The organism is Citrobacter sp. C348 (assembly GCF_047467975.1).
GTDB lineage: Bacteria > Pseudomonadota > Gammaproteobacteria > Enterobacterales > Enterobacteriaceae > Citrobacter > Citrobacter gillenii.
Map to the genome: position 1 here is coordinate 108899 of NZ_JASJUJ010000003.1, position 12999 is coordinate 121897.

The 12999-nt window shown below is 50.3% G+C and carries 15 protein-coding genes and 1 other annotated feature; of the genes, 4 read left to right on the forward strand and 11 right to left on the reverse strand.

Annotated features, from left to right (window positions below; translation table 11 throughout):
• Window positions 1-46: 46 nt before the first annotated feature.
• From ihfA to thrS, 8 genes are all read right to left on the reverse strand, one after another.
• Window positions 47-346: an integration host factor subunit alpha gene (gene ihfA / locus QNN86_RS07090; RefSeq protein ID WP_003030571.1), complete on the reverse strand. Its 300-nt coding sequence runs from the start codon at window positions 344-346 to the stop codon at window positions 47-49.
• Between the two features lie 4 nt (window positions 347-350).
• Window positions 351-2738 carry a phenylalanine--tRNA ligase subunit beta gene (gene pheT / locus QNN86_RS07095; RefSeq protein WP_414210839.1) on the reverse strand — a complete coding sequence of 796 codons (2388 nt, stop codon included), beginning with the start codon at window positions 2736-2738 and terminating at the stop codon, window positions 351-353.
• A gap of 15 nt (window positions 2739-2753) precedes the next feature.
• Complete coding sequence (pheS, locus tag QNN86_RS07100; RefSeq protein ID WP_279276930.1) at window positions 2754-3737, reverse strand: phenylalanine--tRNA ligase subunit alpha; 984 nt, start codon at window positions 3735-3737, stop codon at window positions 2754-2756.
• A gap of 125 nt (window positions 3738-3862) precedes the next feature.
• Window positions 3863-3987 (reverse strand) — a sequence feature (Phe leader region).
• Complete coding sequence (gene pheM / locus QNN86_RS07105; protein WP_001386830.1) at window positions 3938-3982, reverse strand: pheST operon leader peptide PheM; 45 nt, start codon at window positions 3980-3982, stop codon at window positions 3938-3940. It overlaps the preceding feature by 45 nt.
• 120 nt (window positions 3988-4107) lie before the next feature.
• Window positions 4108-4464: a 50S ribosomal protein L20 gene (rplT, locus tag QNN86_RS07110; protein ID WP_003030578.1), complete on the reverse strand. Its 357-nt coding sequence runs from the start codon at window positions 4462-4464 to the stop codon at window positions 4108-4110.
• Between the two features lie 55 nt (window positions 4465-4519).
• Window positions 4520-4717 (reverse strand): 50S ribosomal protein L35, encoded by a 198-nt coding sequence (gene rpmI / locus QNN86_RS07115; protein ID WP_003030583.1) that lies wholly within the window; start codon window positions 4715-4717, stop codon window positions 4520-4522.
• Window positions 4718-4813: 96 nt separating this feature from the next.
• Window positions 4814-5356: a translation initiation factor IF-3 gene (infC, locus tag QNN86_RS07120; RefSeq protein WP_071830666.1), complete on the reverse strand. Its 543-nt coding sequence runs from the start codon at window positions 5354-5356 to the stop codon at window positions 4814-4816.
• A gap of 3 nt (window positions 5357-5359) precedes the next feature.
• A complete protein-coding gene (gene thrS, locus QNN86_RS07125) occupies window positions 5360-7288 on the reverse strand; it encodes a threonine--tRNA ligase (protein ID WP_096757253.1) in 1929 nt (642 codons plus the stop codon).
• Between the two features lie 305 nt (window positions 7289-7593).
• On the opposite strand from thrS, the gene yniD reads away from it, so the two are divergent.
• Window positions 7594-7701 carry a small membrane protein YniD gene (yniD, locus tag QNN86_RS07130; RefSeq protein WP_096757254.1) on the forward strand — a complete coding sequence of 36 codons (108 nt, stop codon included), beginning with the start codon at window positions 7594-7596 and terminating at the stop codon, window positions 7699-7701.
• A 186-nt stretch (window positions 7702-7887) separates the two neighbouring features.
• Here yniD and QNN86_RS07135 read toward each other — a convergent pair whose 3' ends face one another.
• Window positions 7888-8121 (reverse strand): hypothetical protein, encoded by a 234-nt coding sequence (locus QNN86_RS07135; protein WP_096757255.1) that lies wholly within the window; start codon window positions 8119-8121, stop codon window positions 7888-7890.
• 265 nt (window positions 8122-8386) lie between these two features.
• On the reverse strand, window positions 8387-9145 hold the full coding sequence (locus tag QNN86_RS07140; RefSeq protein ID WP_117342997.1) for a YdiY family protein: 759 nt from the start codon (window positions 9143-9145) through the stop codon (window positions 8387-8389).
• Window positions 9146-9432: 287 nt separating this feature from the next.
• Between QNN86_RS07140 and pfkB the strand changes: the two genes are divergently transcribed.
• Together pfkB and QNN86_RS07150 are read left to right on the forward strand one after the other, a co-directional pair.
• Window positions 9433-10362 (forward strand): 6-phosphofructokinase II, encoded by a 930-nt coding sequence (pfkB, locus tag QNN86_RS07145; RefSeq protein WP_414210840.1) that lies wholly within the window; start codon window positions 9433-9435, stop codon window positions 10360-10362.
• Window positions 10363-10625: 263 nt separating this feature from the next.
• Window positions 10626-11486: a fructosamine kinase family protein gene (locus QNN86_RS07150; protein ID WP_414210841.1), complete on the forward strand. Its 861-nt coding sequence runs from the start codon at window positions 10626-10628 to the stop codon at window positions 11484-11486.
• 68 nt (window positions 11487-11554) lie between these two features.
• Here the strand turns inward: QNN86_RS07150 and QNN86_RS07155 are convergent, their stop codons facing one another.
• Complete coding sequence (locus QNN86_RS07155; protein ID WP_115258665.1) at window positions 11555-12091, reverse strand: YniB family protein; 537 nt, start codon at window positions 12089-12091, stop codon at window positions 11555-11557.
• Between the two features lie 170 nt (window positions 12092-12261).
• On the opposite strand from QNN86_RS07155, the gene hxpB reads away from it, so the two are divergent.
• Complete coding sequence (hxpB, locus tag QNN86_RS07160) at window positions 12262-12930, forward strand: hexitol phosphatase HxpB (protein ID WP_414210842.1); 669 nt, start codon at window positions 12262-12264, stop codon at window positions 12928-12930.
• Window positions 12931-12999: the final 69 nt, after the last annotated feature.

Here is a 12999-nt window from a genome sequence, read left to right on the forward strand (position 1 = left end):
ACTGCCGCTTTTGATGGCGGCGTAAGTGACTTAGCGGAACGTCAAATCACTCTTCTTTGGGCGTTGCGTTTTCGACCCGACTTTTTAACTTCTGTCCGGGTCTGAAGGTCACCACGCGCCGTGCTGTAATGGGAATATCTTCGCCCGTTTTCGGGTTACGTCCCGGGCGTTGATTCTTATCACGCAGATCGAAGTTACCAAAACCAGAGAGTTTTACCTGCTCACCATTTTCCAGAGCACGACGGATCTCTTCGAAAAACAGCTCGACCAGTTCTTTGGCATCCCGCTTGCTAAGCCCAAGCTTATCAAACAGATATTCTGACATTTCAGCTTTTGTAAGCGCCATAGGTTCAATCCCTCAATGATGCCTGGAATCGCTCTTTTAATGCCTCTACACATTTGGCGACGGTAGCGGCAATCTCCTCTTCTTCAAGTGTACGGCTGGTATCCTGAAGGATCAGGCTGATAGCGAGGCTCTTATAACCCTCCGCAACACCCTTACCGCGGTACACGTCAAATAAGTTTACGCCAACTACCTGATTTACGCCAACTTTCTTACACTCGGATAAAATATCCGCAGCGGGAACGTTTTCTGCCACCACTACGGCGATATCACGGCGGTTCGCCGGGAAGCGAGAAACTTCACGCGCCTGAGGCACCACGCGGTCTGCGAGCTTGTTCCACTCCAGTTCAAACACTAAAGTGCGACCGTTCAGATCCAGTTTACGTTCCAGTTCAGGATGAACAACCCCAATGAAACCAATACGTTCACCTTTCAGATAAATCGCCGCAGACTGGCCCGGATGTAATGCCGGATTGGCTTCAGCTTTAAACTGAATGTCACCCAGTTTACCGGTCAGGTCGAGAACCGCTTCCAGATCGCCTTTCAGATCATAGAAATCAACGGTCTCTTTTGCCAGGTTCCAGTGTTCATCATGACGGTTACCGCAAATCGCACCTGCCAGCATCACATCCTGGCGGATCCCGAGGTTAGCCTGGGTATCGGGAACAAAACGTAAACCCGTTTCGAAAATACGCACGCGGTTCTGCTGACGGTTCTGGTTATACACCACCGTAGACAGCAAGCCGGTCCACAGGGACAAACGCATTGCCGACATGTCGATTGAGATTGGGCTTGGCAGCAACAGCGCTTCTTCACCCGGATGCAGCAGCGCCTGAACTTTCGGGTCGACGAAGCTGTAGGTGATCACTTCCTGGTAGCCTTTATCATTGAGCATGGTTTTGACACGCTTCAGCGATAAATCTGCTTCGCGATGCGTCCCCATGATCAGGCCTGCCTGAATAGGCGTATTCGGGATATTGTCATAACCGTATACGCGGGCAATTTCTTCGACCAGGTCTTCTTCAATCGACATGTCGAAACGCCAGCTCGGTGCAACCGCCAGCCACTCATCCTGGCCTTCAGTCACGTCACAACCCAGACGACGCAGAATATCGCTCACCTGCTCATCGGCAATATGATGGCCAATCAGACGATCCAGTTTGCTACGACGAAGCGTAATGGTTGCGCGTTTTGGCAGCGTGGCTTCGGTCGTCACATCGATAACCGGACCGGCTTCGCCGCCGCAGATATCAATCAGCAGACGCGTTGCACGCTCCATGGCTTTGTGCTGCAGCGCCGGATCGACGCCACGCTCATAGCGGTGAGAGGCATCGGTGTGCAGACCGTGACGACGCGCGCGACCCGTAATGGACAGCGGGCTGAAGAACGCACATTCCAGCAGGACGTTTTGCGTCTCATCATTCACACCAGAGTGCTCTCCGCCAAAGATTCCGCCCATTGCCAACGCTTTGTTGTGGTCAGCAATAACCAGCGTATCCGCATTCAGTTTTGCTTCGCTGCCGTCCAGCAATACCAGGGTCTCACCCTCTTTTGCCATACGCACAACAATTCCGCCTTCAATGCGGTCTTTGTCGAACGCATGCATCGGCTGACCCAGTTCGAGCAGTACATAGTTGGTCACATCAACCACGGCATCAATGGAACGGATCCCGCAACGACGCAGTTTCTCTTTCATCCACAGCGGCGTTGGTGCTTTAACATTGATACCTTTAACCACACGGCCCAGATAGCGCGGACAAGCGTCAACGGCTTCAACCTGGATTGGCAGCACGTCATCGACTGTCGCCGCCACAGGGACGATTTCCGGCTCAACCAGCGGGGCTTTGTTCAGTACCGCAACATCGCGTGCAACACCGATGATGCCTAAGCAGTCGGCGCGGTTCGGCGTAACGCTGATTTCGATAGTGTTATCGTCAAGCTTCAGGTATTCGCGGATATCGGTGCCAATCGGCGCATCCGCCGGCAGTTCGATAATCCCATTATGATCATCGGAAATACCCAGCTCAGAGAACGAGCACAGCATCCCTTCTGACGGCTCACCGCGCAGTTTGGCGGCTTTAATCTTGAAATCGCCCGGCAGAACGGCACCGATGGTCGCCACGGCGACTCTTAATCCCTGACGGCAGTTAGGTGCGCCACAGACGATATCCAGCAGACGATCGCCGCCCACATTAACTTTGGTGACACGCAGTTTGTCTGCGTTCGGGTGCTGGCCGCACTCAACCACTTCACCGACCACTACGCCGTTAAATTCACCGGCAACGGCTTCAACGCCGTCGACCTCAAGGCCCGCCATGGTGATCTGGTTTGACAGCGCATCGCTATCAATTGCCGGGTTTACCCATTCGCGTAACCACAGTTCACTGAATTTCATTGTTTTATCCTGCCTTTATTTAAACTGTTTGAGGAAACGCAGATCGTTTTCGAAGAAAGAACGCAGATCGGTGACGCCGTAACGCAGCATGGTCAGACGCTCCATACCCATACCGAAGGCAAAGCCGGAGTAGATTTCTGGGTCGATACCAACGTTACGCAGCACGTTCGGGTGGACCATACCGCAGCCCAACACTTCCAGCCATTTGCCATTTTTCCCCATTACGTCAACTTCCGCAGAAGGCTCAGTGAACGGGAAATAGGAAGGACGGAAACGTACCTGCAGATCCTCTTCAAAGAAGTTACGCAGGAAATCGTGCAGCGTGCCTTTCAGGTTGGTGAAGTTGATGTTGGTATCAACAATCAAGCCTTCCATCTGATGGAACATCGGGGTGTGCGTCTGATCGTAGTCGTTACGATACACGCGGCCCGGCGCGATAATGCGGATTGGCGGCTGTTTTTCTTTCATGGTGCGGATCTGCACGCCAGAGGTCTGGGTACGCAGCAGGCGCGTGGCGTCAAACCAGAACGTGTCGTGGTCAGCACGTGCCGGGTGATGGCCTGGAATATTCAGCGCATCGAAGTTGTGGTAGTCATCTTCGATTTCCGGTCCCGTCGCCACGGTAAATCCGAGCTCACCGAAGAAGCTTTCAATCCTGTCGATGGTACGTGTGACCGGATGCAACCCGCCGTTTTCAATACGACGGCCCGGCAGGGAGATATCAATGGTTTCTTCTGCCAGACGTGCATTCAGCGCAGCATTTTCTAAATCAGCTTTACGCGCGTTCAGCGCCTGCTGTACCTGCTCTTTGGCTTCATTGATAACCGCTCCTGCTGCCGGACGATCTTCAGGCGGCAGTTCGCGCAGTGTTGTCATTTGCAGGGTCAAATGCCCTTTCTTACCCAAATATTCGACGCGGACATTGTCTAACGCGGCAACATCTGAAGCCTGGTTAATGGCGGCCGTTGCACTGGCAACCAGCTCTGCGAGATGTGACATGGTTTTCCTCGTTGTGTGGCGATATTCATATGTCGCTCATATATACACAAAATCATTCAAGTTGCATCCAGGCGGCAAGAGAGCAAAATGCAGCCAATACAGGGGCCGCTTGAAGGATTACGTGTATAAAAAAAGCCTCCACCAGGGAGGCTCTTAGGCGCTGTTTTCCGTTTCTTCTTTCACGCGCTAGCCTCCCGGATTCAGGTGCTAAAGTAAAAAAAGAAGCGGAAAATAGCAGCATTCATGCTTGCGTTACCTTATGTAGTAAAAACCGGACAACCTTTATTGAAAAGGCTTACGGGTGAATTGTCAACTAATTGATTACGCTACAAATAAAAGAGAGGGAGCCAGGCTCCCTCTTTTCACCGGCTTATGCCAGAGCTGCTTTCGCTTTTTCAACCAGAGCGGTGAACGCTACTTTGTCGAATACTGCGATGTCAGCCAGGATCTTACGGTCGATTTCAACAGAGGCTTTTTTCAGGCCGTTGATGAATTTGCTGTAAGAAATACCGTTCTGACGTGCTGCTGCGTTGATACGCGCAATCCACAGTTGACGGAACTGACGCTTTTTCTGACGACGGTCACGATAAGCGTACTGACCAGCTTTGATAACAGCCTGGAAGGCAACGCGGTATACGCGAGAACGCGCACCGTAGTAGCCTTTAGCTTGTTTCAAAATTTTCTTGTGACGTGCACGGGCAACTACACCACGTTTTACGCGAGCCATATGTGCTCTCCTGTATCTATATTCTTAGTAAAAAAATTAATTAAACGTTAACGGCTTATGCGTACGGCAGGCACGCGATAACCAGACCCAGATCGCCTTTAGACACGAGGCCTTTTGGACGCAGGTGACGTTTACGCTTAGTAGATTTTTTGGTCAGAATATGACGCAGGTTTGCGTGCTTACGCTTAAATCCACCACCACCGGTTTTTTTGAAGCGCTTAGCAGCACCGCGTACGGTCTTAATTTTTGGCATTTTAATAACTTCCACTTCGCATTGTTAATAAACGAAACATAGGCGAACAAAACCTGCGAAGCCCGTAGGCTCCACAGGAATTGCTACTTGAAGGCCTTACTGTTTCTTCTTAGGAGCGAGCACCATGATCATCTGGCGGCCTTCGATCTTCGTAGGGAAGGATTCGACCACTGCCAGTTCACTCAGATCGTCACGGACGCGCGTAAGCACTTCCATACCGATCTGTTGGTGAGCCATCTCACGGCCGCGGAAACGCAGCGTGATCTTAGCTTTATCACCCTCTTCCAGAAAGCGTACCAGGCTGCGGAGTTTTACCTGGTAATCGCCATCGTCGGTGCCAGGACGGAATTTAATTTCCTTAACCTGGATAACTTTTTGCTTTTTCTTCTGTTCCTTAGAAGATTTACTCTTTTCATAAAGGAACTTGCCGTAGTCCATAATACGACAAACTGGCGGTTCGGCGTTAGGGCTGATTTCAACTAAATCTACTCCAGCTTCTTCAGCTTTTTCGATAGCTTCTCTCAGACTCACAATACCCAAAGCTTCGCCTTCCAGACCTGTTAAGCGAACTTCCAGGGCGCGAATCTCGCCATTGATACGATTCGGACGTGCCGTTTGAACTCGTTTTCCGCCTTTAATACCTTATTCCTCCAGTTGTTGAAGACTGCGGCTGCGAATCTCTTGTTGCAGCTTCTCGATAACTTCACTTACGTCCAGGCTGCCCAAGTCTTTGCCACGACGGGTACGCACGGCAACTTTGCCTGCTTCTACCTCTTTGTCGCCACAGACCAACATGTAAGGGACACGACGTAAAGTGTGCTCGCGGATTTTAAAGCCAATCTTCTCATTTCTCAAGTCTGCTTTTACACGAATACCCGCATTTTGTAGTTTCTGCGTTAATTCGTTGACGTATTCAGACTGCGAATCGGTAATATTCATGACCACAACCTGAACCGGCGCAAGCCAGGTCGGGAAGAAGCCAGCGAACTCTTCGGTCAGGATACCAATGAAACGTTCCATTGACCCAAGAATCGCGCGGTGAATCATTACCGGTACCTGACGCTCGTTGTTTTCGCCAACATAAGAGGCGCTCAGACGAGACGGCAGAGAGAAGTCCAGCTGTACAGTACCGCACTGCCATGCGCGATCGAGGCAGTCATACAGGGTAAATTCAATTTTCGGACCGTAGAATGCGCCTTCACCCAGTTGGAACTCAAACGGGATGTTGTTTTCTTCCAGCGCAACCGCTAAGTCCGCTTCAGCACGGTCCCACATTTCATCGCTACCGATACGTTTCTCGGGGCGAGTGGACAGTTTGACAACGATTTTCTCGAAGCCAAAGGTGCTGTACATATCGTAGACCATACGAATGCAGGCGTTAACTTCATCACGAATCTGCTCTTCGGTACAGAAGATATGCGCATCATCTTGAGTGAAGCCACGTACGCGCATCAGGCCGTGCAGCGCACCTGACGGTTCGTTACGGTGACAGCTACCAAATTCCGCCATACGCAGCGGCAGGTCGCGATACGATTTCAGACCCTGATTAAAGATCTGAACGTGGCCTGGGCAGTTCATTGGCTTGATGCAGTATTCACGGTTCTCTGAAGAGGTGGTGAACATCGCATCCTTGTAGTTGTCCCAGTGCCCTGTTTTTTCCCACAGCACACGGTCCATCATGAACGGGCCTTTCACTTCCTGATACTGGTATTCTTTCAGTTTCGAACGAACGAAAACTTCCAGTTCACGGAAAATTGTCCAGCCATCGTTATGCCAGAACACCATACCTGGCGCTTCTTCCTGCATATGATACAGGTCAAGCTGCTTACCAATTTTACGGTGGTCGCGTTTAGCCGCTTCTTCCAGACGTTGCAGGTAGGCACTCAGCGCTTTTTTATCGGCCCATGCAGTACCATAAATGCGCTGCAGCATCTTGTTGTTGCTGTCGCCGCGCCAGTATGCCCCAGCGGTCTTCATCAGTTTGAAGTGATGACAGAAACGCATGTTCGGCACGTGCGGGCCACGGCACATATCGACGTATTCTTCATGATGATACAAGCCGGGCTTGTCATCATGGGCAATATTTTCATCAAGGATAGAGACTTTATAGGTCTCGCCACGCTTCACGAACGTTTCACGCGCTTCGTACCAGCTGACTTTCTTCTTAATGACATCGTAGTTTTTCTCAGCGAGCTCGTGCATCCGCTTTTCGAGCGCGTCGACGTCTTCCTGGGTTAACGTACGGTCAAGATCGATATCGTAGTAAAAGCCGTTGTCAACAACCGGTCCGATCGCCATTTTGGTGTGCGGCCAGAGTTGTTTGATCGCGTGCCCTAACAGGTGCGCACAGGAGTGACGAATGATCTCCAGACCTTCATCATCCTTAGCGGTAATGATGGAGAGTTTCGCATCCTGTTCAATCAGATCGGAAGCATCAACCAGCTCACCGTTTACACGGCCAGCGATAGTAGCTTTCGCCAGACCTGGACCGATGTCCAGCGCAACATCCATGGGACTTACAGCGTGGTCGTAATGGCGTTGGCTGCCATCAGGAAGAGTAATAACAGGCATGTTATATCCTTATTTGCAGTGGTGCCCCACACGTAAGAGCACATACAAAGTTTCACTATTTAAAATTTATCAAAAAGGTGTGGGCTGATTCCCGCTTCACTCTGCGAAATATGTCACGCATTACCTGACTGGCAACGCTGTAACCTACACCCGCTTTTTGATAACACCGCCTGACAGTGTACACGGCATTACGGGTCGTTCAAAGCGACAATCAACGCGCCATCTATGATGTAAATCAATTCACTGGCGCCCTGCCGTCTTTGTTACACTATGCGGTAATCATTGTTACTGACCAGGAAAGAACCATGCCAAAAAATCGCTTTGCCAAAAAACACTGGAAAATGGTTGTGGTACTGCTCGTCATTTGCGCGGCAATGCTGATGTTAAGGTGGGCAGCAATGATTTGGGGTTGAACCGTCACGCCGTTAATAAATGGTACTTTGCGTTATTTCGCGATGTGCACAGATGCATCCAATAAATTAAAAAAGATATTTCAATATTACTTTACTGTTTATGACAAAATAAAAACCGGTACATCAATATCCGGTTTTTTCATTACGATATTTGGCTGAATAGACGTCTGGACACTAATGAATATATTAAGACCATTCGCCAGCAACCAGGGTATGAACATTAAACGCATCATTCATACTTTGGCCGGTAGACTGGGAACCAGGCGCGATATTTGAACCTGCTTCCACATCAGAGGCATGCGTGATGCCGACTTGTGTCGTGTTATCAGACGGTGCATTGGTGACCGGAACGGCGGCAAACACGCCGAAGGACAGCGCAGAAAGCACGATGACAGCAGCCGTCGCTTTAATATTTTTCATAGGTATCTTCTCTTACTTGAATTAATACTAAGGTCTGAAGGCGATTAATTGCCTGTAGGTAAGAGTGTAGATCTGGCTCACACTTTTTCCTAGTCAATTTATTTATCAATTCGTGTCAAATAAATTGAATATGTACCCAAAAGAGTAATTATGGAGAAAGTATGAAGAAAAGTTTTTTTCGAAAAAATTAAAACGCCGGTCAGAAAATAATAACACTGGAATTTTATTTGGAAAAGCCGGGCCATTTATTTGACCCGGTTTTTTACTACATACGATAGCCGAGCGAAACGGTCGTACGACGATCGGTATGTTCCGGTGCCGTAGCCGGTGGTTCTGAGTTCCAGGTGACGTTATAAGCCACTTTCAAACCGAAGTGTTCGTTGATAGCCACATTTAACGCGGTTTCAGAGTTAAGCGTCGTATCTTCAGCACCAAACACCGACACCCCTTGTGTGAATTTGGTGGTGTCCGTCATCTGCCACGCATAAGCGCCTGACGCATAACCGAGCGGCTGCGTTTCGGTTGTGCCATCGGTGTGTTCGTCATAGCGTACGCCTGGACCGAATTCGAAACGGAAGCTGTGTACCGGCCCATTAAGGAACTGACGACCATAACCTGCAGTCAGTACGTCACGCTCGCGATAGCCGTTGTAGCGGTCGGTCAACCAACTGGCCTGTCCGAACAGGTAATCATAATCCGTCATATTAAAACGACTACGACCACCTACAGCGTATTTCTCCGAAGAGCGTTCATCATTCGACGAGGTATTGCTGGCATTACCCCACAGAGACCACGCCGTGGTTTCACCGTACCAGGTCATGGTGGTATCTGCGGTTAAAGAAGAACTTTTTGTGTTGCCTGACTGGGCGAGGTATCCCGCGTTCAGGTTACCTTCAAAGGGTTTTTTCGCGCTGGAGGGGTCATCCATGACAGTAAAAACGGAATCATCGGCGGCGGCATGCATTGACGCAAACACGCCCCCCATCAGCACGAGTGCTGCGGGTACTGTCTTCAAAAGCTTCATTTATAAAGAGTCCGTACAACAAAAAAAGAGACCATTACGGTCTCGGAAACTTTCATAGGGATCAATGACAAAAGCCCCTTGAAAGGTAACAAATTATAAAAAGACTCGAATAACATAGCAATAATTTCTTATTTCATTTTTTGAATAAGAGCGTTCTTAAACCGTAATTTTATTTATATATCTTTGCCGAGATAATTTTAAATAAAGATGCGATAAATCATGTTGTTAATTACTTCACTTTCGTCACATTAAGTGCCAGACTGAGGACAGCCTAACAGGAGGTAAAGATGGTACGTATCTATACGTTAACACTTGCGCCCTCTCTCGATAGCGCAACAATCACCCCGCAAATCTATCCCGAAGGTAAACTTCGCTGCACCTCGCCGGTTTTTGAACCCGGTGGTGGTGGTATTAACGTGGCCCGCGCCATTGCTCATCTTGGCGGAAACGCAACGGCTATCTTTCCGGCTGGCGGCGCTACCGGGGAACACCTGGTATCATTGCTTGCCGATGAAAATGTCCCGGTCGCCACCATAGAGGCCAAAGACTGGACCCGGCAAAATCTTCACGTTCACGTAGAATCCAGCGGCGAGCAGTATCGATTTGTTATGCCTGGGGCAACACTTACCGATGACGAGTTCCACCAGCTTCAGGATCAGGTGTTGGAAATTGAGTCCGGCGCGCTGCTGGTGATAAGCGGCAGCCTGCCACCCGGTGTGAAGCTTGAAAAACTCACCCAGCTTATTACTGCGGCACAAAAGCAGGGCATTCGCTGCATTGTTGATAGCTCAGGTGAGGCACTGACTGCCGCATTAACGCTCGGCAATATCGAACTGGTCAAACCCAACCTCAAAGAACTCAGCGCGCTGGTTAACCGCGAACTCACACAACCTGATGACGTCCGTAAGGCTGCGGAGGAAATTGTGCACAGCGGTAAAGCGCAACGTGTTGTCGTTTCGTTGGGACCGCAAGGGGCACTGGGCGTTGACGGTGAAACCTGCATACAGGTGGTACCCCCGCCGGTTAAGAGCCAAAGTACCGTTGGCGCGGGTGACAGCATGGTCGGCGCGATGACGCTGAAACTGGCACAGAATGCGCCATTTGACGATATTGTTCGTTTTGGCGTAGCGGCAGGTAGCGCGGCAACCCTCAATCAGGGTACCCGTTTATGCTCGCAGGACGATACGCAGAAAATATACGCATACCTTTCGCGGTAATGCCCTTCCCCTTCATCATCAGGGGGATTTACCGACAAAACTGTCGACATACGTGTTATGCGTCTATGCTGAAAAATCACGTGATAACAAAGCAGTGGATCACGTGAACCCATAACTGCAGCGCTCTGGCAAGGAGTGAGATAGCAACAAACATTACGTGCTTTTTCAGCGATAACGCGTCCACGGTGTGCGTTGGTTCGTGTTTTTTTACCGCATTATTGCGCTAACCTTATGATCTGGCAGACAACATGGGGAGAGACATCATGTGGCAGGCTATCAGTCGTCTTTTAAGCGAGCAACTCGGTGAAGGCGAAATCGAGCTGCGTAATGAACTGCCCGGCGGTGAGATCCACGCCGCATGGCATTTACGCTATGCGGGGCGTGATTTTTTCGTCAAATGCGATGAAAGGGAGCTGTTAACCGGCTTTACGGCAGAAGCCGACCAGCTGGAACTGCTTTCCCGCAGCAATACCGTTTCAGTCCCCAAGGTCTGGACGGTCGGTGCAGACAGAGACTACAGCTTTTTGGTGATGGATTTCCTCCCTCCCCGTCCACTGGATGCCCACAACGCCTTTATTCTCGGACAACAGCTCGCGCATCTTCATGAATGGAGCGATCAGCCGCAGTTTGGCCTCGACTTTGATAATGCACTCTCTACCACGCCACAACCCAATACGTGGCAGCGTCGCTGGTCTACCTTTTTTGCAGAACAGCGGATTGGCTGGCAACTGGAGCTGGCCGCCGAAAAAGGGATCGCGTTTGGCAATATTGACGCCATTGTTGACCACGTTCAGCAGCGTTTATCATCACACCAGCCACAGCCTTCACTACTGCATGGCGATTTGTGGTCGGGGAACTGCGCCCTTGGCCCTCATGGTCCCTACATCTTTGACCCCGCCTGCTATTGGGGCGACAGAGAGTGCGATCTGGCAATGCTGCCATTACATAGCGATCAGCCACCGCAAATTTATGACGGCTATCAGTCGGTTTCCCCCCTGCCGCTGGATTTTCTCGACAGGCAGCCTGTCTATCAGCTTTATACGCTACTGAATCGGGCGATTCTGTTCGGCGGGCAACATCTGGTGGTGGCGCAGAAAGCGATGGACAGGATACTGGCGGCTTAACAGATATATAGTGGAAGTTCTTTGCTAATCAGGCCCGCAGCTTTCGCGTGGGCCTGATAGTGACGCGCTTACAAAAAACCTAGTAGCGAAAAGAAGAAATAGCCAATCACGATGACGATCACTGGCAAAATATAGAGCGGGAATATTTGTAAGAAAATCGTATGATGCGGCACGACAATACGCGACTCAATCTGCTCTCGCGATAACCCTTCACTGCCCTTCGCCTGCTCCAGAATCAGCTGATCTTCAACGCCTTCACGTAAAAAACGAGCCTGACGGCTCATGCGAGCACCCGAATCCTGCATCGCCAGCCCGATAAAAATAAGAATAAAAATCAGCCAGAAAACCAGATTCAGTCCACTTTGAAAATCAGGTGTCGGTGAGTTATACCAAAACAGGTTAAGAAAGGGAGTGTTTACCCGCATCATGTCAATCATCACGTGGGCAAAGTCGAGCATCACCGCGTTAATCCCCTCCTGCTTTTCACTGTGCGCATACATAAACTTCAGTACTGAAACCAGCGTTGAAATCAGCGCCGGGATGAAAATCACCCATCCCACTAGCCTTTTCAAGACAGCAATGCGTCCAGCTTGTTGATACGTCATGAGTTCCCCTTGATTAAGACGTGTCATTTTGGCCTAAGTTTACCCGTTGATAACCATTTTCGCCTGATCTTTAAAGGCGGTATAATTGAGGATTAGCCATAATGAACGCTGAGAGCCGGTTCACCCAGGCTCTTAATCCCTGCTGTTTCATGTTCAAAGGAGAGGTTGTGATGTCAACCCCGCGTCAAATTCTTGCTGCAATTTTCGATATGGATGGATTACTGGTCGACTCTGAACCCCTTTGGGATCAGGCTGAACTGGATGTGATCGCAAGTTTAGGCGTAGATATCACTCGCCGCCATGAACTGCCCGATACGCTGGGGCTGCGTATCGATATGGTTGTAGATCTGTGGTTCGCCCAGCAACCGTGGAGCGGCCCATCTCGCCAGGAGGTCACCGATCGCATTATCACCCGGGCTATCGCCCTGGTTGAAGAGACAAAACCACTGCTGCCTGGCGTACGTGAAGCCGTCGCGCTGTGCAAATCCCAGGGCTTACGAGTGGGTCTGGCATCGGCCTCCCCGCTGCACATGCTGGAAAAAGTGCTGACGATGTTTGATCTTCGCGACAGCTTCGACGCGCTGGCCTCGGCAGAGAAATTGCCCTACAGCAAACCGCATCCTCAGGTCTACCTCGACTGCGCGGCAAAATTGGGTGTGGAGCCCTTATCTTGCGTAGCGCTGGAAGATTCTGTCAACGGCATGATTGCATCAAAAGCAGCACGCATGCGCGCGATCGTCGTACCTGCACATGAGAACCAGGACGATGCCCGCTTTGTTCTTGCTGACGTTAAATTGAACTCGCTGGCCGATCTCACCATCACGCATCTACGCGGATAATTCCCTGATGGGCAATGGTTGCATTGCCCGTTTTGCCAGGTTAGTCATATTTTTGAAACGTTGTTTCAT